The sequence below is a fragment of the Streptomyces jumonjinensis genome (assembly GCF_009600885.1).
Lineage (GTDB): Bacteria > Actinomycetota > Actinomycetes > Streptomycetales > Streptomycetaceae > Streptomyces > Streptomyces jumonjinensis.
The window spans coordinates 1-19,538 of record NZ_VCLA01000006.1 but is presented as its reverse complement, the minus strand read 5'-3'; the positions used below and the strand labels follow the sequence as shown (position 1 = coordinate 19,538).

General features: G+C 73.2%; 15 protein-coding genes and 1 pseudogene. 9 read left to right on the top strand and 7 right to left on the bottom strand.

Annotation, left to right across the window (positions count from 1 at the left end; genetic code table 11):
* A pseudogene (locus tag FF041_RS00925) lies at positions 1-945 on the top strand (hypothetical protein); the annotation flags it as partial.
* A complete protein-coding gene (locus FF041_RS00920; protein ID WP_194291889.1) occupies positions 942-1,688 on the top strand; it encodes a hypothetical protein in 747 nt (248 codons plus the stop codon). The pseudogene FF041_RS00925 and the gene FF041_RS00920, both read left to right, overlap by 4 nt.
* Positions 1,689-1,761: 73 nt before the next feature.
* On the opposite strand, the gene FF041_RS00915 is transcribed toward FF041_RS00920, so the two are convergent.
* From FF041_RS00915 to FF041_RS00905, 3 genes are read right to left on the bottom strand one after another with little or no spacing between them, the layout of a single operon-like run.
* The gene (locus tag FF041_RS00915) at positions 1,762-2,631 is read right to left on the bottom strand and encodes an amino acid ABC transporter ATP-binding protein (RefSeq protein WP_228387959.1); all 870 of its coding nucleotides are present in this window, start codon (positions 2,629-2,631) and stop codon (positions 1,762-1,764) included.
* Complete coding sequence (locus FF041_RS00910) at positions 2,622-3,431, bottom strand: amino acid ABC transporter permease (protein WP_323390891.1); 810 nt, start codon at positions 3,429-3,431, stop codon at positions 2,622-2,624. The genes FF041_RS00915 and FF041_RS00910 overlap by 10 nt, the downstream gene beginning before the upstream one ends.
* On the bottom strand, positions 3,428-4,198 hold the full coding sequence (locus tag FF041_RS00905; RefSeq protein WP_228387960.1) for an ABC transporter substrate-binding protein: 771 nt from the start codon (positions 4,196-4,198) through the stop codon (positions 3,428-3,430). Before FF041_RS00905 ends, FF041_RS00910 begins: the two co-directional genes overlap by 4 nt.
* Before the next feature lie 392 nt (positions 4,199-4,590).
* Here FF041_RS00905 and FF041_RS00900 point away from each other — a divergent pair, with 392 nt between their 5' ends.
* Both FF041_RS00900 and secD read left to right on the top strand, forming a co-directional pair.
* The gene (locus FF041_RS00900) at positions 4,591-5,040 is read left to right on the top strand and encodes a hypothetical protein (RefSeq protein ID WP_153520577.1); all 450 of its coding nucleotides are present in this window, start codon (positions 4,591-4,593) and stop codon (positions 5,038-5,040) included.
* Between the two features lie 125 nt (positions 5,041-5,165).
* Entirely contained in the window at positions 5,166-7,463 is a 2,298-nt protein-coding gene (gene secD / locus FF041_RS00895; protein ID WP_153520576.1) for a protein translocase subunit SecD, read from the top strand.
* A 52-nt stretch (positions 7,464-7,515) separates the two neighbouring features.
* Here the strand turns inward: secD and FF041_RS00890 are convergent, their stop codons facing one another.
* Together FF041_RS00890 and FF041_RS00885 are read right to left on the bottom strand one after the other, a co-directional pair.
* Positions 7,516-8,001: a GNAT family N-acetyltransferase gene (locus tag FF041_RS00890; protein WP_228387958.1), complete on the bottom strand. Its 486-nt coding sequence runs from the start codon at positions 7,999-8,001 to the stop codon at positions 7,516-7,518.
* Positions 8,002-8,056: 55 nt separating this feature from the next.
* Positions 8,057-8,470, bottom strand: coding sequence for a VOC family protein (locus FF041_RS00885; RefSeq protein ID WP_153520575.1), 414 nt, complete (start codon positions 8,468-8,470; stop codon positions 8,057-8,059).
* Between the two features lie 199 nt (positions 8,471-8,669).
* Between FF041_RS00885 and FF041_RS00880 the strand changes: the two genes are divergently transcribed.
* Positions 8,670-10,529, top strand: a complete 1,860-nt coding sequence (locus FF041_RS00880; protein WP_323390889.1) for a Xaa-Pro dipeptidyl-peptidase — start codon at positions 8,670-8,672, stop codon at positions 10,527-10,529.
* Between the two features lie 121 nt (positions 10,530-10,650).
* On the opposite strand, the gene FF041_RS00875 is transcribed toward FF041_RS00880, so the two are convergent.
* Complete coding sequence (locus FF041_RS00875) at positions 10,651-11,370, bottom strand: siderophore-interacting protein (RefSeq protein WP_153484136.1); 720 nt, start codon at positions 11,368-11,370, stop codon at positions 10,651-10,653.
* A 111-nt stretch (positions 11,371-11,481) separates the two neighbouring features.
* Here FF041_RS00875 and FF041_RS00870 point away from each other — a divergent pair, with 111 nt between their 5' ends.
* The 3 genes from FF041_RS00870 to FF041_RS00860 all read left to right on the top strand — a co-directional run bounded on the left by FF041_RS00870 (position 11,482) and on the right by FF041_RS00860 (position 16,290).
* Positions 11,482-13,539 (top strand): penicillin acylase family protein, encoded by a 2,058-nt coding sequence (locus FF041_RS00870; protein WP_323390888.1) that lies wholly within the window; start codon positions 11,482-11,484, stop codon positions 13,537-13,539.
* Positions 13,529-14,188, top strand: a complete 660-nt coding sequence (locus FF041_RS00865) for a GNAT family N-acetyltransferase (RefSeq protein WP_323390886.1) — start codon at positions 13,529-13,531, stop codon at positions 14,186-14,188. Before FF041_RS00870 ends, FF041_RS00865 begins: the two co-directional genes overlap by 11 nt.
* 668 nt (positions 14,189-14,856) lie before the next feature.
* A complete protein-coding gene (locus tag FF041_RS00860) occupies positions 14,857-16,290 on the top strand; it encodes a PP2C family protein-serine/threonine phosphatase (RefSeq protein WP_153520581.1) in 1,434 nt (477 codons plus the stop codon).
* 64 nt (positions 16,291-16,354) lie between these two features.
* Here FF041_RS00860 and FF041_RS00855 read toward each other — a convergent pair whose 3' ends face one another.
* Positions 16,355-17,848, bottom strand: coding sequence for a DNA-binding protein NsdB (locus tag FF041_RS00855; RefSeq protein ID WP_323390884.1), 1,494 nt, complete (start codon positions 17,846-17,848; stop codon positions 16,355-16,357).
* A gap of 231 nt (positions 17,849-18,079) precedes the next feature.
* Here FF041_RS00855 and FF041_RS00850 point away from each other — a divergent pair, with 231 nt between their 5' ends.
* Positions 18,080-19,204 carry an aminoglycoside phosphotransferase family protein gene (locus FF041_RS00850; protein WP_153520572.1) on the top strand — a complete coding sequence of 375 codons (1,125 nt, stop codon included), beginning with the start codon at positions 18,080-18,082 and terminating at the stop codon, positions 19,202-19,204.
* The last annotated feature ends 334 nt before the right edge of the window (positions 19,205-19,538 follow it).

The following is a 19,538-nucleotide window of genomic DNA, read 5'->3' as shown; positions in this document are numbered from 1 at the left end:
CGCCGGGGCCGCCCCCGACGCACCGGCCGAACGGACCGTGCGGACCATGCGGACCAGGCGAGTGCGATCCCGCCCTCGAAACTGCGGGCGGTGCTGTCGGCGGCGGGCCCGCTGGGGCTCGCCGCGATCCTGGCGGCCGGGCTCTTCGGCATGATGGTCGCCGCCGAGGGGACCGACGACGGATCGACGCGTACCTCGGCCCGCTCGCTGGCCACTACCAGCGCCCGGCCCGACGCCCTGGTCATCGCGGAGCCGTCGTCCGACGGACCGGCCCGCTCTCCGGGCCCCACCCGGTCCGGGTCCGCCACGGCCGGCGCCTCGGCGGCCACCGCCGGTCCCACCTCGTCCAGCCGGGCGGGCGGCGGCTCCGGGGAGCGGAACGGCGCCGCCGGCACGGATCCCGCCTCCGGAGCCCGGTCCGGGGCCTCCTCGCCGGCCACCGCCTCCCCGTCGTCCACGAAGCCCGCCGGCACCCCGACGACCACCCGCCCGACGACCGCTCCCACCGCCACGCCGACGACCCCCGTGCCGACCGTCACCGCTCCGGTGCGGGTGGAGTCCGTGTCCGTCAGCGGGCTGACGCAGACCGACGGGACGACCGACCGGGCGCCGACCGGTGAACCCAGCGGCGGACCCGGACCGTCAGCCGAGGCGACCATCCGCGTCGCCACCGGCGGGACCGGACCGCTGACGGTCGTCGTCACCTGGTATCTGAGTGAGGTCCCCGGCGAGCTGGGCGCGGCGGACGGTTCGGAGACCTTCCAGCTCAGCGGGGCACGGCAGTACGTCCTCACACCGGGCCACACATACCAGCAGAGCGGCTGCTATCTGGGCGCGCGGGCGACGACGAGTCCCGGCGCGGCGAACGGCGGCTCCTCGGAGCAGATCCTCAACCGGAGGTGTGCGGCTGAATCATCGCAGGGCGTAACCCCGGAGAACCGGTGAGCGGCCCCGGGTCCGAGCGCCCTTCGGATCCCGTCCCGGAGCCCGTCCCCGAACACGAGCCCGAACCCGAGCCCCGCTCCGAGGGCTATAGCGCCACCGCCCTGGGCAGTCACTGGTTCGAGGGGCCCGCCGACGCCTCCTCGGACGATCGCACGGGCCCCGGGCCCTGGGCCCCGGGGAGCCCGAGGCCGGCCGGGGGTGTCTCCGCCGCCTCGCCGGTCCCCGACCGGGTGGACGGCGAGGTCCGGAGGTTCGGCCCGGGAGTGACCGCGCCCGCCCGGACCGGCGCCTCCCGGACCGGCACCGCGACCGCCGTCTGGCACGGCGGCCCGGGGCCCGGGGGAAAGCGGCGGCGCGGGCCCGGCCGCTACACCCTGGCCGTCACGGTGCTGGTGATCGTGCTCGCCGTGCTCGTCTGGCAGCGTTACGGCCAGTCGATCGCCGTGGACCGGGTGTCCGCGCGTCCCACCGCGCCGTCGCTCGGCTGTGACGGCACCGCCGACATCGTGGCGGTGGTGGGGACCAACGGCCGCCCCGGGACCCTGGTCTACCGCTGGGTGCGCAGTGACGGCACCTCGTCGGGGCGGCTGCGGGAGAAGCTGTCGCGCGGCCAGAAGCAGGCGAAGCTGCGGCTGCTGTGGTCGTTCCGGGGCGAGGGGCGGTATCGGGCCAGCGCCGAACTCCGTATCGTCTCGCCGTCGTCGCACCGCACCACCGCCCGGTTCGTCTACCGCTGCGGCTGAACGCGCCCCGGAGCCGCTCACCGCCACGCTCACGGCCACGGCCACCGGCGCGTACTCACCCCTGCGGCGGGCATCATCCCCGTCCGGAGTCGGACACCCCCTGCGGCCCGCCACCGGAATCGAGTCCGCCGCCGGAATCGGGCCCGCCACCGGAACCGGGGCCACCACCGGCACCGGGCTCGTCGCTCACCGCCCCCGGCGAGCGGGGCGCGGCCGGGTTCAGCACCCGGTCGAGGAAGTTCCGCGTCCGTTCGTGTCTCGGCGCCCCCACCACCTGTGCCGCCGGTCCCTCTTCGACGATCACCCCGTCGTCGAGGAAGACCACCCGGTCGGCGACCTCCCGGGCGAAGCTCATCTCATGGGTGACCACCATCATGGTCATGCCGTCCGCCGCCAGCCGGCGCATCACGGAGAGCACATCGCCCACCAGCTCCGGATCGAGCGATGAGGTCGGCTCGTCGAAGAGCATCACCTCCGGGCCCATCGACAGCGCCCGGGCGATCGCCACCCGCTGCTGCTGACCGCCGGAGAGCTGGGCCGGATAGGCGTCCGCCTTCTCCAGGAGTCCGACCCGGGCCAGATTCTCCCGGGCGACCTCCGCCGCCCGCGCCTTGCTTCGGCGCAGCACCCGCCGCTGCGGGAGGGTGAGATTCCCGGCGACGGTCAGCTGCGGGAAGAGGTTGAACTGCTGGAAGACCATGCCGATCCGGCGGCGTACCGCGTCGATGTCGACCTCGGGATCGGTGACCTCTGCGCCGCCGACGACGATACGGCCCTCGGTGGGCTCCTCCAGCAGGTTCACACAGCGCAGCAGGGTCGATTTACCCGAGCCGGAGGGCCCGATGACGCAGACCGTCTCACCCCGGGCGACCTCCAGATCGATGCCCCGCAGCACCGGGGTGTCGCCGAAGGACTTGTGCAGCCCGCGGATCTCTATCTCCATGGTCTCTCCACAGCGGTACGGGCTTCCAGGCGTCGCACCAGCAGGCTCAGCGGCACGGTCACCAGCAGATAGCACAGGCCCGCGACCAGGATCGGGGTGGAGTTGGCGCTCTGGCCCGCGAGGTCCCGGCCGAACTTGGTCAGCTCCCGTTCATCGAGGGTGACGCCGAGGAAGAGGACGAGCGAGGAGTCCTTGAAGAGCAGGACCAGTTCGTTGGTCAGCGGCGGGATGACGATCCGGAACGCCTGAGGGAAGATCACCGACACCATCGCGCGGGGATAGGAGAAGCCGAGCGAGCGAGCGGCCTCCATCTGTCCCCTGGGCACGGCCTGGATGCCGGCCCTGACGGTCTCCGCGATATAGGCGGCGGCGACCAGGCCGAGCCCCAGGGCGACCTTGCCGTAGGTGCCGCCGGGTATCTCGGTTCCCGGGAACGCCAGCGGTACCGCGACCCCCACGAAGATGAAGATCAGCAGCGCGGGCAGTCCCCGGAAGAACTCGATGTAGACGGTGGCCGCCCAGCGGTAGGGGGCGATGGACGAGAGCCGCATCAGCGCGACGACCAGCCCGAGCACCAGCCCGAAGGCGAATCCGGAGACGGTGTACAGCACGGTGTTGCGCAGGGCGGTGGTGATGATGTCCGGGAAGAGCTCTCCGGCCAGATCCGGCTGGGCGAACTGCTGCGCCAGCCGGCCCCAGTCGGCGAGGACGGCGACCAGGGCGACGGCGGCGGCGAGGACGGCGTACTGCGCGCCGCGCGAGACCCTCCGGCGCTGCCGCCGGGTCAGCCGGGGGCTCACGACGCGTTCTCACCGGGCTGCGGCCCGATCCACCGGCGGTGGAGCTTGTCGTAGGTGCCGTCGGCGCGGGATCTCTCGATCGCCTTGTCGATGGCGGCGAGGAGTGCGGAGTTGCCCTTCCGCACCGAGAATCCGTACTGTTCGCCGGTCTCGATGTTCCGTCCGAGGGCGAATTCGGCGGCGTTCTTCTTGTCCTTCAGCCAGCCCTGGACCACGGGATAGTCGAGGACCACGGCGTCGACCTGGCCGGTCCGCAGACCGTTGAGGACCGCGTCGGAGCTCTCGAAGGCGACGGGGTCGAGGCCCTTCTCCTTGGCGTAGCTCTCCCCGGTGGTTCCGGCCTGGGCCCCCAGCCTCCGCTTTCCGCCGGTGACGTCGTCGAGCGAGGCGATGCCGCTCTTCCTGGTCGCGAGGAGCGCCTGATCAGCGTCGAAGTAGGGGACGGAGAAGTCGACGTTCTCGCGGCGTTCGGCGGTGATGGTGATTCCGGCGGCGGCGAGATCGCACTCGCCGGAGTTGAGGAAAGCACCGGTCTTGAAGTTCTCGAAGGGGGTGTCCACGATCTTCTGCTCGACGCCGAGGTCCTTCGCGACCAGATCGATCAGGGAGACGTCGAATCCCACGACTTCGCCGTCCCGTTCGAACTGGAACGGCGGGTAGGGCAGATGGGTGCAGGTGGTCAGCTTCCCCTTCTGGACGACGGTGACGCCGCTTCCGGCTTTCGTCGGGGCGTCGTCATCGGCGGCGCAGCCCGCGGCGAGCAGCATCGCCGCCGCGGCGGCGGTCGCAGCGCGGGTGCGCCACGCCCTGCGCGATCCGCTGTTCGGTCCGCCGTCCGATCCGCTGTTCGGTCCGCGCTGTCCTGTGGCCGTCCGGGGCATATGCGACCTCCATGGCGAGGGGAAGTGCGGGCAGGCGGTCACCGGTGGGGACCGCCCTCCGGAGAGCGTAGGCACCGATCCATACGCCGGCGGAGCAGTTCACGAGGCGTTCACACGGGGCGTTCACACGGCGTGCGACTCCGGGCCCCGTGACAACGCCTCGTGCGGTCCCGGAGCGGAGCCGCCCCTCGCCGGGGCCCTGTCCCGGACCGGCATCGGCTCCGGGACGGCCGTCGCCTAGGCTGTGCGGAACGGACGGACCGATACGAGGGGGCGGAATGCGTCAGCGCGTACGTCTCCTGTCCCCGCGGCGCGTACGCGTACGCGTACGTCTCCTGGTCGCCGCCACCCTGTCGCCGCTGCTGCTGGGCGTGTGGGCGGTGTTCGCCGTGGTGGCGGGGGCCGTTCCGGACGCCCGGGGCACGGTCGTCTCCGCGGTGTCGGCCGCACTGGCCGCTCCCGCCCGTACCGATGCGCACCAGCGCGGCGCGTTCCAGCGGTCCGAGGTCCGGCGGGCGCCGGCCGTCGCCGTCCAGGAGGCCGTCGCCGCCGACCCGGGCAACCGTCCGCCGCCGCTGCCCGCGGCCCCGGCGGCCCCGGAGCCCTTCGCTCATCACCGGCCGCTCATCGGCGGCGAGTCTGCCGGGCCGCGTCATGAGCGCGCCCCGCCGCGCCCCGCCCACGGCCCCCGGCACACCCGGGCACCCCCCGCCACGCCGAGCAGCTGACGTTCTCTCACGCCCGCCGCCCGGCCCTGTGGCATGTCCAAGGCTCCGGCGGTACGGGCGCGTCCGTTCCGACGTGCGCACGGCCGCCTCCGAGGCGGGCCGTGCGCTGCCCGTGGAGTGCTCTCATGTCTTCTCGTGCCACGCTCTGGCGTGCGCTGCTCGCGCTCGCCGTCGTCGCCGTATCGCTCTATGTCGCCCTGACGCAACCACCCCGGCTCGGGCTCGATCTGCGGGGCGGCACCCGGATCGTCCTGGAGACCCGGGACTCCCCTACCGTCCGCGCCGACGCGGAGGCCACCGACCGGACGCTGGAGGTGCTGCGGCAGCGCGTCGACGCGCTCGGCGTCGCCGAACCGACGCTCGCCCGCTCCGGTGAGCGCCGCATCGTCGTCGAACTGCCCGGAGTGCAGGACCCCCGCGAGGCCGCCGCGGTCGTGGGGCGTACCGCACAGCTCACCTTCCATCCCGTCCAGGGAGCAGCGGCGGAGCCCGGTTCCGCTCCCGCCGGTGACGGTTCCCGGGTGCTGCCGGATCCGGACGCCCCGGGGAGTTTCCTCCGGCTGGGCCCGCCCGCGCTGACCGGGGAGGGCGTCGAGGATGCCGAGGCGGTGCTGGACGCCCGGACGGGCCGTGGCTGGACGGTCGATCTGTCCTTCCGGGGCGGTGGCGACGAGTGGGCCCGGATCACCGGTGCGGCGGCCTGCGCCGCGCCCGGGGATCCCGCTCGCCGGGTGGCGATCGTGCTGGACGACCGCATCGTGTCCGCGCCCGGGATGGAGTCGTCGGTTCCGTGCGAGGCGGGCATCACCGGCGGCTCCGCGCAGATCACCGGGGGATTCGACGCGGCGGAGGCCCGCGAGCTGGCGGCTCTGGTCAAGGGCGGCGCGCTCCCCGTCCCGGTGACCTCCGTCGAGCAGAATGTCATCGGCCCGACGCTGGGCGCGGACGCCATCCGGGCCAGTGCGCTGGCGGCGGTGATCGGGCTGTTCTGCACCGGGGTGTTCATCATCGCCGTCTACCGGCTGGCGGGCGCGCTCGCCACGCTCGCGCTGCTGCTGTACGGGCTGATCTCGTACGCCGCCGTGGTGGCGATCGGCGCGACGCTGACGCTGCCGGGTCTCGCCGGGTTCGTCCTCGCGATCGGCATCGCCGTGGACGCGAATGTGCTCGTCTTCGAGCGGGCGAGGGAGGAGTACGCGCGCTCGGCCTTCCGCTCCACCGATCTGCGCCGTCCGCTGCGGGTCGGCTTCGACAAGGCGTGGAGCGCGGTGGCCGACTCCCATGTGACCACCCTGCTGGCGGCGGGGCTGCTGTTCGTCTTCGCCACCGGGCCGGTCAAGGGCTTCGGGGTGACGCTCGCCGTGGGCGTGCTGGCGTCCCTGGTGTCGGCGATGGTGATCACCCGGCTGTTCGCCGACTGGGCGCTGCGCCGCACCGCGGTACGGCGGCGGCCCGCGCTGACGGGGCTGACCGTCACCGGCCGCATCCGGGCCCGGCTGAAGCGCCGTCCCCTGCGACTGATGCGGAACCGGCGGCGCTGGCTCGGGGTCTGTCTGGGGCTGCTGCTGCTCGCGATCGGCGGGATCGGGGTGCGGGGGCTGGAGTTCGGCGTGGAGTTCACGGGCGGGCGGCAGGTCCTGTACGCCGCCGAGCGGCCGGTGTCTGCGGACACCGCGCGCGAGGCCGTCACGGACGCCGGGTTCCCGCGCGCCGTGGTCCAGACGACGGGCGACCGGGGCATCACCGTACGGACGGGTGAGCTGAGCAATCAGCAGCAGGAGCAGATCCGGGCCTCGCTCGGCGAGGTCGCCGGGAAGGTGACCGTCGAGCGGGACGAGCGGATCGGACCGAGCCTCGGCGACGAGCTGCGCACCCATGCGCTGATCGCGCTGGCGGTGGCCGTCGCCGCTCAGCTGGTCTATCTGACCGTACGGTTCCGCTGGACCTTCGCCGCGGCGGCGGTCGCCGCGATGGCGCAGGACGTTCTGCTGGTGGTGGGGCTCTTCGCCTGGCTGGGCAAGCCGGTCGACAGTGTGTTCCTGGCGGCGCTGCTCACGGTGGTGGGCTACTCCGTGAATGACACGGTCGTCGTCCTGGACCGGCTGCGGGAGCTGCGGCGGGCGTCCCCGCGCGGGGCGTGGCCGGAGCTGGCGGACACGGCGGTGGCGCAGACCCTGCCCCGTACGGTCAACACGGGCATGGGCGCGCTCTTCGTGCTGATCGCGCTCGCGGTGCTGGGCGGGGACTCGCTGGCCGATTTCTCGGTCGCCCTGCTGGCGGGGGTGGTGCTCGGCATGGCGTCGACGGTGTTCACCGCGATGCCGCTGGCCGTGGGTCTCCAGCTCCGCCATCCCGACCGGTCGCGCCCCCGGCCGGCCCGCGGGCGCGACCGGGACCGGGACCGGACGGGCGCGGTGGTCTGAGGCTCCGGGGCGGACCGGCCTAGCGGGGGCCGAGCCGGGGAGGCGGCGCCGGTCAGCCGTCCGCGGGGATGGGGAGGAGCAGCTCGGGCCGGTCCCAGGCGACAGCGGGCGGCTGCGCGCGGACGGTGCCGGTCCGCTGCGCGCCGACGCTGCGGTAGAAGCCCTCGGACGGCGGGTGCGAGACGACGCGTACGGCGGTCAGTCCGGCGTCGCGCGCCTGGCCGGTCATGTGCTCGATGAGTCCGCGGCCGATGCCGAGCCCCTGCGCGGCGTCGGCGACGAACATCAGGTCGAGCTCGGGCGGGTTCAGCAGCAGGGCGTAGAAGCCGAGCACGGCACCGGCGTCGTCCATGGCCAGGAAGACGGGGTGGGCCTCGATGTAGTCGGGGCCCACCCGGTATCCGGCGACCATGGAGGCGTAGGGGCCCTCATAGGCGCGGGAGCGGCGCACCAGGGCGGTGAGCCGCTTGGCGTCGTGGGCGGTCGCCCGTCTGATCCGTATCGCGTCCAGACGGGCGGCCCGATCGGCCCGCGTCATATGTGAAGCCATGTATTGAGTATTACATTTACCGGTTGCTGGGCGGCAGCACGGGTCATTCGACGGCTTCGACGGCCCCGACGGCCCCGACGGCCGTGAGGAAGAGGCAGAAGGGGTGGCCCGCCGGGTCGACCAGTACGCGAAGGTCGCTCTGGCGCTGCGCCGGGGGCTCGGTCGCGCCGAGGGCGACGGCGTGCCGGACGGCCGCGTCGAGATCGTCGACGCGGATGTCCGGATGCAGCATCTTCTGCTGGGCCCCGGGCCGCTCGGGCCAGTGCGGGGGCACATATCCCGCCTCGCCTTGGAGGGAGAGGCCGAGCGAGCCGTCCGGGGAGCGGAGGTGGACCCAGTCGGCGTCGCGGGCCTTCACCTCCCAGCCGAGCAGCCGCCCGTAGAACGCGGCGAGGGCGTCGGCGTCATGGCAGTCGATGACCAGGCTCGCGAGGGAGAAGCGGGGGATGCCGGACAAGGCGGTCTCCAGACGTGGTCGGCGGGCCGGGGACGTGGCAGGCCGGGGCGCGCGCTCTGGTGGGAGAGGCGCGTACACGGTGGAATGAAGCACGCTCCCGCGTGATCGTCACCTTCCCGACCCTGGAGGCACGATGACGGAACCTCTCGTATTACGCGAGGCACGGGCCTCGCGCCCGGCCGGGGCGTCGCGGCTGGGGGTGACCGCGCTGGCGGTCGCTCTCCTCGCCGCGCTGCCCGCGCCCGCCGCGCAGGCGGAGCCCACACCCCGGCTGAAGATCGCCGACAACCGCACCGAGCCCGTCTTCTCCCGCGCCGACGCCGTCCTCCAGGTGGTGGACATCGAGACCGGGACGGACAGCGACGAGGACGGCAGCCGCGACACGGTACGGATGCGCGTGCTGCGGCCGAAGGAGACCGAGGCCGGGCTGAAGGTCGCCGCCATCGTCGAGGCCAGCCCCTACTGGGGCGGCGGCAACGACACCCCCTTCCATCCGGTGGACGTGGCGGAGGACGGTCTGCCCCCGCGCGGCCGACTGGGCCCGGAGCCCGGGCTGCCGGGGCTGGTCAGCGCATCCTCCGTCCCGTTCTCCGGCTACGCCGACAACTACTTTCTGCCGCGCGGCTACGCGGTCGCCCAGCTCGACAGCGTCGGCACCGGCGGCTCCACCGGCTGCCCCACCTCCGGCGGCCGTAATGAGACGCTCGGCGCGAAAGCGGCCGTGGACTGGCTCAACGGCCGGGCCAGGGGCTGGGACCCGGCCGGCCGGCCCGTCGCCGCCGACTGGTCGACGGGCGACACGGCGTTGATGGGGGCCTCGTACAACGGGACCCTGCCGACCGCCGTCGCCACCACCGGCGTCGAGGGGCTGAAGGCGATCGTGCCGATCGCCGGGATCTCCTCCTGGTACGACTACTACCGGGCGGGCGGCGGGGTGGTGGCCCCCGGCGGGTACCAGGGCGAGGACGCCGATGTGCTCGCCAGATCCGTCTACAGCCGCGCCGACCAGGAGATCTGCGGGCCGGTTCTGGACCGGCTGACGGCCCGGCAGGACCGTGTGACCGGCGACTGGAACCGGTTCTGGGCCGAGCGCGACTATCTGAAGGACGTACGGAGGATCAGGGCCGGAGTCTTCGCCGTGCACGGCGGCAACGACTGGAATGTGAAGACCCAGCACTTCGGCCAGTTGTGGGAAGCGCTGAAGGAACAGGACGTTCCGCGCAAGCTGTGGCTGCACCAGGCGGGGCACAACAATCCGATGCCGCTGCGGATGGAGGAGTGGCTCCGTCAGCTGCACCAGTGGTTCGACCACTGGCTGTACGGGCTGGACAACGGCGCGCTCGACGAGCCGGCGGTCGATGTGGAGCAGGCGGACTTCAGCTGGCGCAAGCAGTCGGACTGGCCCGCGCCGGGCACCCGCGATCTGACGCTGCGGCTGAACGCCGACGGGCTGGACGCCCTGGCGGACCGGCCGGTCCGCCAGTCGCTGACGGACGCGGGCCGCACCGTGGCGGCGCAGGCGCTGGTCGCAGAACCGGACGCGCCGAATCCGCACCGGCTCGCGTACACCACCGCTCCGCTCTCCTCGGATCTGCGGGTCAACGGCGTCCCCCGGATGTCCGTACGGGCCTCGCTGGACGGCACGTCGCCGTATGTGACGGCGCTGCTGGTCGACTACGGCCGGGACACCCGCGCGATCGCGGGCACGGTGCCCGACACCTCCGAGCAGGTCTGTTACGGAGAGGGCATCCCCGGCGACACCGGCTGCGCCTATCGCACCAGGCATCGCACGGAGACGGCGGACTTCAAGATCGTCTCGCGCGGCTGGCTGGATGTGCGCAACCGTCACTCGATCGCCCGGGAGAGCCGGGTGACCGAGGGCCGTGAGTACCGGCTGCGCTGGGGGATGCAGCCGCAGGAGCATGTCTTCAAGAAGGGGCACCGGCTGGGCGTGGTGCTGATCTCGACGGACTACGACTACACCCTGCGCCACCCCGCGGGAACGCGGATGACGGTGCGGACCGGTGTCAGCAGTGTGACGCTGCCGGTCGCCCCCTGACAGCGCTCCGGCCTCCTGCCGCCTGCCGGCTGCCCGGCCCCGGCGCACCCCCACCGGGGCGTGCCGGGGCCGTCGCACGGAAGGGAGTCCGGGGCGGTGTGCGGAAGGGAGTCCGGGGCGGTCAGGCCGCGCGCCAGTAGCCGAGGGCGTTGACGCGCTCCTTGGGAACGGCGAGCTCCTTGCGGAGGTACGCGGCGAGGGTCCGGGTGGTCACCGTGTCGCAGGCGATCCAGACATACGCCCCCGCGGGGTCCTCCAGCAGAGCGGGGAGCGCCGACCGCACCTCGTCGACCAGCCGGCCGTCCCCGCGCGGGACCCGGCGCAGTTCATGGCGGTCCGGGTCCAGCCGCAGCGGCAGCTCCCGGTCCGACGCGTGGGCGGTCTCGAACCAGATGACGGCGGGCACCCCGGGGAGCGCGCCGAGCAGCGAGTTGATCGCCGGCAGCGAGGCCGGATCGCCGATGACGAAGAGCCGGCCGGGCGGCGGCGCGGGGGCGGTGAACCCGGTTCCCTGGAGGGTGGCCTCGACGGTGTCGCCCGGCCGCGCCCGGCGGGCCCAGTCGCTGGCGCGGCCGTCGTGGAGGGCGAACTCCATGCTGAAGGTGCCCGCCTCGGGGTCCGGGTCGACGAGGGTGTAGGCGCGCTGGTGGGGCTTGTCGCCGTTGTCGAACCAGACGCGGACCCACATGGTGGGGTGCACACCGGTACGGGCGAGCATTCCGCCGTCGGTGAAGTGGACGCGGCGGAAGCGGTCGGTGACGTCTTCCGCGCCGGTCACCGTGAAGGCGAAGTCCTTGCCCCGCATCAGTTTGAGGACTACGCCCTCCCAGCCGTGCCCCATGACGCTCTCCTCCCCCTCGGTCCGGTTTTGTCTACCGAACATCCGTGCATTAACTTAGGCCAGCCTAACCTAAAATCTTCTGGGTCGAGAGCCACTGAGGGCGGGGAAGAAGTGAACTTCAAGGTCTACCGGGACTCCTGGGGAATCCCGCATCTGCGCGCGGGCAGCGCGGACGAACTCGCCTTCGCGCAGGGACGGAACGCGGCGATCGACCGGGCCTGGCAGATCGAGGTGGACCGGCACCGCTCACAGGGCACATCGGCGTCGTTCCTCGGCGAGTCCGCCGTCGGCTGGGACCGGTTCGCCCGGCAGTCCCGGCTGGACGACACCGCCCGGCGGTGCTTCGACGGACTGGATCCGAGCACCGCCGCATGGATCACCCGGTATGTGGAGGGAGTCGACTCCGGCCTCGCCGAAGGGGCCCGCCGGGCACCCCAGTTCGCGGCGACCGGGCTCACCCCCGGGCCGTGGCGGCCGTGGACCCCCCTCGGCGTCTGGCTCTCCGTCCATATCCTGTTCGCGGGCTTCCCCACCAAGCTGTGGCGCGAGGAGGTCGCCCGCGCGCTGGGCGAGGAGGCGATCGAGCTCTTCGCCACCGACCCCGGCGGCTCCGGCAGCAACGGCTGGCTGGTCACCGGGGAACGCACCGCCGGCGGGGCGCCGCTCATCGCGGGCGACCCGCACCGGATGATCGAGGATCCGGGCATCTATCAGCAGATCCAGCTGGCCTGCGACGAGTTCGACGTGGCGGGACTCGCCGTGCCGGGGGTCCCCGGCATCGCCCACTTCGGCCACACCGGCTCGGTGGCCTGGGCGATCACCAATGCCATGGCCGACTACCAGGATCTCTACCGCGAGCGGCTGCGCGAGGACGGCGGGGAGCTCCAGGCCCTCGGCCCCGACGGCTGGCGGCCCGTCTCCGCGCACACCGAGACCATCGAGGTCGCGGGCGGCGACCCGGTGACCGTCGAGGTGATCGAGACCGAGCGCGGCCCGGTCGTCGTCGGCGGCCGGGGCGCGAGCGAGACCCTCAGTCTGCGCACCCCGCCCCGGGTGACCGGCGATCTCGGCTTCGACGCGCTGCCCGCGCTGCTGCGCGCCCGGAGCGTCGGCGACGTCGACCGCGCCTTCGACCGGTGGACCGAGCCGGTCAATGTGGTCCAGGCCGCCGACACCGCCGGAGGGCTGCTCCACCGGGTCGCGGGCCGGGTGCCGCTGCGGGACCCGGCCAACCGGCTGCGGACCGTTCCCGCCTGGGAGCCGGCGCACGGCTGGCGCGGCTGGCACGAACTGCCGCGCCGCGCCGTGGACACCATCGCCGTGATGGCGAACGAACGGGACCTCGCGGCCCCGCTCGGCGTAGAGTTCGCCCCGCCGCACCGGGCGGCACGCATCCGCGCCCTGCTCGGCGAGCGCCGCGACTGGTCCGCCGACGACATGGCCGCGATCCATATGGACACCCGGCTGGACTCCGCGAAGCCGCTGCTGGCGATCGTCGCCGCGCTGGACGGGCTGAGCGAGGACGCCGAACGGCTGCGGCGGCGACTGACCGGCTGGAACCGCCACATGGACGCCGACAGCGCCGACGCGGCCCGCTACGCCGATGTGCGCTCGGCCGTGGTGCGTCTGATCGCGGCCCACCCGGCGCTCGCACCGCTGGCGCGGCGGATCGACGCCTGTGCCCACCCCTCGGAGCTGCGGCCCTGGCTCGCGCTGGTCCCCCGGGTCGCCTTCGCCCTGGAGGGCCTGCTCACCGCCTCGGCGCTGCCCTCGCTGGACCGCGCCGAGGTGGTGCGTACCGCGATCGAGGAGGTGGCGGCGGCCGGGGAGGCGGAGCCGACCTGGGGCGAACGGCACCGGCTCGCCCCCTGGCAGGCGCTGCCCGAAGCACAGCACGACAACTGGCCCGGGCTCTCCGGCGACCAGGAGTGCGTGCTCTCCACCTCCAGCGTCGCCGCCGTCACCGATCTGAGCGTCCGGGGACCGGCCGCCCGCTATGTATGGGACCTGGCCGACCGGGACGGCAGCCGGTGGGTCGTGCCGTTCGGCGCGTCCGGTGCGGTCGGCGACGCCCACCAGCGCGACCAGCTCCCGCTCTGGCTGACGGGCGCGTTCGTCCCCGTGCTCACCGACTGGAACCGACTCACCGAGGAGAACCGTGCCCGCTGACCACCCCGCCCGCGCCGGAACGGCCGTGCGTAAGCAGAACGAACACGCCGGAACGGCCGTGCACGAGCAGAACGAACACGCCCGAACGGCCGTGCACGAGCAGAGAGTCGACGGCTTCGGGGCCGTACGGATCGTGCCGCTGGACCCCGCCGCCGACGCCGATCTCGTCTTCGGCTGGGTGACCGGGGAGCGGGCCCGGTACTGGGGCATGGCCGATCACACCCGCGAGCAGGTCCGTGAGGTGTACGAGTACGTCGACTCCCTCACCACCCACCATGCCTTCCTCGCCTACCGCGACGGCGAACCCGTAGCGCTCTTCCAGACCTATGACCCGGCCGCCGACCCGGTCGGCGAGTGCTACGAAGTCCTGCCCGGCGACTTCGGCGTGCATCTGCTGATCGCCCCGGCACCGGACGGCTCGGGCGAGCAGCAGGGCTTCACGGGCGCGCTGCTCATCGCGCTCATCGGTTACGCGTTCGCCGATCCGGAGGTGCGACGGATCGTGGTGGAGCCCGACGCCCGCAACGAGAAGGCCATCGCACGTCTGCTCCGGGCGGGATTCGTGCCGGGGCCGGAGATCGACAAGCCGGAGAAGCGCGCGCTGTTGGCCTTCCTCAGCCGGGACGCCGTGACGGGTCTCCTCGGCTGACGGGTCTCCTCCACCCCGACGGGGCTCCTCCACCGCCGGGTCTCCTCCACCGACGGGCCGCTCCCCGGGGGAGAGAATCGACGCTGCGGACCGGCCGCGTTCCTGTCCGCAGCGTCGATTCTGCGCCATTCGGCCGTCCGTCGTCCGGTCGGCGGCCCCCGGCTCCCCCTTGGCCGGTTCTGCCTCCCGGCGGCGGCGTACCCCGGCGCCGGAGTCCCGGCCCCGGCGGGTCCCCGAGGCTCCGCACCCGAGAAGCCCGGGAGCCGGGAGCGTACCCAACCGGTCCAGACCACCTCGGGGAACGGGATCGGTAAGCCGCAGCTCACCGGCGATCACCCCTGCGGCGGCCCGGCTCTCACCCCCGGCCGCCGCGGCGGCCCGGCCGGGGGCCCGGAAGCGTCCGGCGCATCGCACGGCGCATCGCACGGCGGCCCGTTCGGGCCGGGCCCGGACGGGCCGCCGCCGGCGTGGAGAGCCCGACCGCGCGCGCAATGGCTTGATCCGAACTCCGCAGGCCGCACGTCCACGACATATGACCCGGGCACCACCGTGTCAAGTGTCGCCAAATCCCTCACGGGCCATCGCGGCCTGTGCCAGAGTCGTAACGGTCCACCGCTCAGACCGTGTCTCAGACCTGGCCTCGGGCCATGCCTGTATCGGAGTACGACATGCCGTCCCATGTGTCCGCGGACCGTCCCGCACCGAAGCCGCCGGAGCGCGGCGACGTCGACGCACTGATCAACCGGACGCGCCGGCTCCGCGGTGATGTGGACGCCGTCCGCCGGGACGCCCTGGCCGGCGAGGACGATCCGCACGGCCGGTGGCAGCGGGCCCTCTATGATCTGGCGGTCCATCAGCTCGACGATCTGGGCACCCATCTGGGGCAGCTCAGAGAGGGCCTGCCGGGCTCCGGCGGCGATGCCTTCGAGACGGAGCTCGCGGCCCATGAGGCCGATGCCGCCCTGCGCACCGGATCGCTGCTCAGCCGGGTCGGCAGCGCGGAGTGGAATCTGCTCACCGACGAGGTGAGCTGGTCGGACGAGCTCTACCGGATCCTCGGGCGCGCGCCCGGCAGCGGTCCCATGACCCTGGACGAGCTGCCCTCCGTCGTCTTCGCCGAGGACCAGTGGCTGCTCACCTCGATGGTGACCGGCGCCCTGGTCGACGGCCGGCCGATCGACGGCGAGTTCCGGATGGTCCGCGCCGACGGCCGGGTGCGTACGGTCCATATGACCGGCGAACCGGTGCTCGACTCCGCCGGCTCGACCGCCTCCCTGTGGGCGGTGTTCCGGGATGTGAGCGAACTGCGCCGCAGTGAGCGGGCCGTCCGCGAGAGCGGGGACTCGCTCCACCGCCGACGGCATATCGAGCAGAGCGGTCGCCGGCTGGCGGCCGGGCCCCAGGAGGCCGTGCCGTCGTCGTGGCGGGGCTCGCTGCGGTTCCCCACCGACGGCACCGCCGGCCTGGATGTGGCCGCCCACTACCTCCCCGCCGCCAACAACGCGCTGATCGGCGGCGACTGGTACGACGGGTGCCAACTGCCCTCCGGCTCCGCGCTGCTCGGCATCGGGGATCTCACCGGGCATGGCGTGGGCGCCCCTTCGGCCATGGCGATGCTGGTGGGCGCGGTGCGCGGCATGGGACTCGCGGGCATCGAGCCCGGACCGCTGATGAGCCATCTCAATCAGCTGCTGGAGACCTCGGCCCAGCCCGCCCTGGGCAGCGCGGTGTGCTGCCGGTTCGATCCGGGGAGCCGCACCCTGACCTGGGCGCAGGCGGGGAACCCCGCCCCGCTGCTGTTCCGCAACGGGGCGGGCCGCGCCCTGCCCCAGCCCACGGGCGTCCTGCTCGGCGCCACCTCGGCCGCCGAGTACGGCCAGGCCGGGGTCAGACTGCTCCCCGGCGATCTGCTGGTGCTGCACACCCATGGGCTGGCCCCCGCCGACCCGGCCGATGAGACGGGGAACCGGCTGCTCTCGCTGGCCCCGCGCTTCGCACGGGCCCGGGACGCACAGGACAGCGTGCGTGCGATCGTGGAGATGTTCGGCGGCGACGGCCGCGAGGACGACGCCTGTGTCATGGTGGCGAGGATCGGCCTCTAGCCGCCCGGGGGCGGGCGACGGATCTGTGAAGACACGACCACGATGGCCGACCGAGGGCCGAGGGTCAGACCTCCACCGCCCTGGCCTTTCTCGATGGACTGTTGGGCAGCGCGAGACGGATCTCCCGGCGGAGTTCGTCGATCTTTCCGTATCCCGAGTAGTGCCCGGTCAGCCGGTACATCTCGCGCAGCCGGTCCCAGGTCCGGTGCGAGGAGGTCTCCCCCATCGAGACCAGCGCCAGCCGGGCGTAGCGATCGGCCTGTTCGGGGTCGTCCGCGATGAAGCACGCTGAGGCCATCGAGATGTAGTCGAAGATCATGGAACGCTGGCGTCCGCCCTCACGCAGTTCCAGCGCCTTTCTGGCGTGCCCCTGGGCGATATTCGCGGCCGAGGGCTCGTGTTCGGCCAGGGTGCGGTAGGCCAGCGCCTCCATGCCGTGCAGATCCGCCTCGTCGAACATCTGCATCCAGCTGGGGGGCGGCACATCGCCCCGGTCCGACACGAAGAGATCCTCCGCCTCGCCCAGGGTGCGGCGCATGGCCTGGCCGTTCCCCTTGGACGCCTGTGCCCATGCCTCGATGGTGTAGAGCATCGCCCGGGTCCGGGGCAGGGTCTCCTCGCCCGAACCCGACTTGGCGAGTTTCATCAGATCGAGTGCGTCGTCGGGGCGGCCCAGATGGACCATCTGGCGGGCGGCGCGGGAGAGCGCCTCCCCGGCCCGGGGCCGGTCGCCGCCCTCACGGGCCGCGTGGGCGGCGATGACGAAGTACTTCTGGGCGGTGGGTTCGAGGCCGACGTCATGCGACATCCAGCCCGCGAGCACGGCGAGATTGGCGGCGACGCCCCACAACCGCCGCTGGAGATGGTCGGCGTGCCGGTAGGCGAGCATGCCGCCCACCTCGTTGAGCTGGCCCACCACGGCCTTGCGCTGGAGCCCGCCGCCACGGGCGGCGTCCCAGGCGCGGAAGACTTCGACGGACCGCTCCAGGGCCTCGATCTCCTGCGACCCGATGGGGGCCGCCTCGTAGCGGTCGTATCCGGCGGGGTCGGCGTGCAGGGGGTTCTCGGTGTAGGGGGCGTCCTGGGCGAGGGCGGGGTCGGTGCGCAGCCAGTCGTGCATGGCGCTGCTGAGCGTTGTTCCCGCGGCGAGCGCGGCACCCGCGCCCACCAAGCCGCGTCGGTTGAGCATGAGGTCCATTCCCGTGAATTCGGTGAGGACCGCCGCCGTACGATCGGGTGCCCAGGGCAGGTCGTCAGGGTTGCCACTGCCCTGCGCGTCCTTGCGCCTGCCCGCTCGCCCGTTCCGTACGAACCCGAGATCCTCGATGGTCACGACACGGCCGAGGCGCTCGGTGAACAGGGCGGCCAGCACCCGCGGCACGGGATCGCGGGGGGTCTCCCCCATGTCGATCCAGCGCCGTACCCGCGAGGTGTCGGTCGCCAGCTGCGGATGGCCCATGGCCGCCGCCTGCCGGTTCACGAGTCTCGCGAGTTCGCCCTTGGACCAGCCGGCCAGGCCGAACAGGTCGCACAGACGGGTGTTGGGTACTCCGGTCACGTCAAGCCCCCAGGATCTCGGCTGAGTTGACAGTAACCCCTGCCAGGGGCCCGGCGGCCATTCGCCAGGGTTCGCCAGGGTTCGCCAGATGGTGTGCCACCCGCGCGCTGGTGTGACGTAGGAACGCATCACCCCGGCCCGGCGGCCGGCCGCGTTCCCCAGGGCGCGGCCGGCGGCCGGGGCGGGTGACGCGGGCAAACCAATCGGGCCACGAAGGGATCTGTCACCCCCATGCACACAGCATCGTCCTCCGTGTCCGCCTCGCCCCGGCCGCAGCGCGCCACAGCCGTGGCCGGGGCCGGACCGTACCTGGACCCCACGCACGCGGGCCGGCTCCGCCGTCCGGCGGCGGTGGCCGGGCAGCCCCCGAGCGGAAGAATCGATCTGTCGGGGCCTCAGGGTGCGCAGCTGCGGATGGCGGTCGCCTCGGTGCACCGGATCTGTCCGGAGTTCCATCCGGTGCAGGTGCTGCGCCGCAGCGGGCGTTCCGTGCTGATCATCGGTACGACGGGGAGGGCGACGGCCGTCGCCAAGTGTCTGCTGGACCGTTCCTCCGTATGGGTGGAGCGGTTCAGGCATGAGATAGCTGCATATCGCGCCTTTGTGCGCCACCGTCCGCCGGTGCGGGCTCCCCGGCTGATCGCCGCGGACCCGGAGAACTGCACCCTGGTGATCGAGCGGATGGCGGGCCGTGCGGCGGCGCTCTCCCGGCATCCGGCCGAGGCTCCGCCGCGGGCCGATGTCCGGGCGGTGCTCACCGCGATCGGCCGGCTCAACACCTGGCGGCCTCCCGCCGAGATGTTCGACCGTCCACTGGACTACGCGTCCCGGATCTCCCGCTACCACGAGCTGGGGCTCTTCACCGACCGGGATCTCGGGGACCTCCAGAAGCTGCTGCACGGACTCGCCCACACCGGAGGCAGACAGGGCATCAGCCAGTTCTGCCACGGTGACGCGCTGCTCTCCAATGTGCTGCTGTCGCCCACCGGACCGGTGCTGGTGGACTGGGAGCACGCGGGCTGGTATCTGCCCGGGTACGACCTGGCGACGCTCTGGGCGGTGCTCGGGGACGACCAAGCGGCCCGGCGGCGGATCAGCCAGGCGGCGCAGCACGCGGGGCCGGACGCGCGGGACGCGTTCCTGGTGAATCTGATGCTGGTGCTGACCCGGGAGATCCGCACCTATGAGACGGCGGTGCAGCGGACGATGCGGGAGGCGCCGCCGGCGGGCGGGGTCCCGGCCGTCCCGCCGGGCAGGCTGTCGGCGGGCGAGGAGCAGCGGCTGCTGTTGCGGCGGCTGCACGATGACTGCGCGCTGGCCCGGCGCGCGGTACGCGCGGCGGTCGGCACCCGCTGACCGTCGCCCGCAGGGGGTGGCGCGGCGGGCGCCCGGTGAGCCGACGCCGGGCGCGCGCCGCGCTGTGGGTGCGCCCTCTCCGGGCGGGTAGGGTGCTTGGGCGGTCAGCGGACCCGGGTGCGGCTGGTGACGAACCGGGCGATCGACTCCACCTGGGGGAAGCCTTCGGGCAAGCTGGAACCGTCCCCGGTCCACGGGGATCGGAGTGCACGGTGCGGATATCCCGGCCGATGGAGTCGGTCACCCGGGTGGCTTGGTGCGGGGCGTGGGCGATCTCCGGCCAGGAGAGGGCGAGCGGGTCCGCGCCCCAGCCGCGTCCGGGCGCGGCCCGCTG

What these genes read in the sequence shown, in the direction of transcription:
- FF041_RS00860 (WP_153520581.1), top strand. Translation starts at nt 14,857, where the DNA reads ATGCCGTCCCATGTGTCCGCGGACCGTCCCGCACCGAAGCCGCCGGAG.
- FF041_RS00900 (WP_153520577.1), top strand. Translation starts at nt 4,591, where the DNA reads ATGCGTCAGCGCGTACGTCTCCTGTCCCCGCGGCGCGTACGCGTACGC.
- FF041_RS00875 (WP_153484136.1), bottom strand. Translation starts at nt 11,370, where the DNA reads ATGGGGCACGGCTGGGAGGGCGTAGTCCTCAAACTGATGCGGGGCAAG.
- FF041_RS00850 (WP_153520572.1), top strand. Translation starts at nt 18,080, where the DNA reads ATGCACACAGCATCGTCCTCCGTGTCCGCCTCGCCCCGGCCGCAGCGC.
- FF041_RS00905 (WP_228387960.1), bottom strand. Translation starts at nt 4,198, where the DNA reads ATGCTGCTCGCCGCGGGCTGCGCCGCCGATGACGACGCCCCGACGAAA.
- secD (WP_153520576.1), top strand. Translation starts at nt 5,166, where the DNA reads ATGTCTTCTCGTGCCACGCTCTGGCGTGCGCTGCTCGCGCTCGCCGTC.
- FF041_RS00890 (WP_228387958.1), bottom strand. Translation starts at nt 8,001, where the DNA reads ATGACGCGGGCCGATCGGGCCGCCCGTCTGGACGCGATACGGATCAGA.
- FF041_RS00915 (WP_228387959.1), bottom strand. Translation starts at nt 2,631, where the DNA reads ATGGAGATAGAGATCCGCGGGCTGCACAAGTCCTTCGGCGACACCCCG.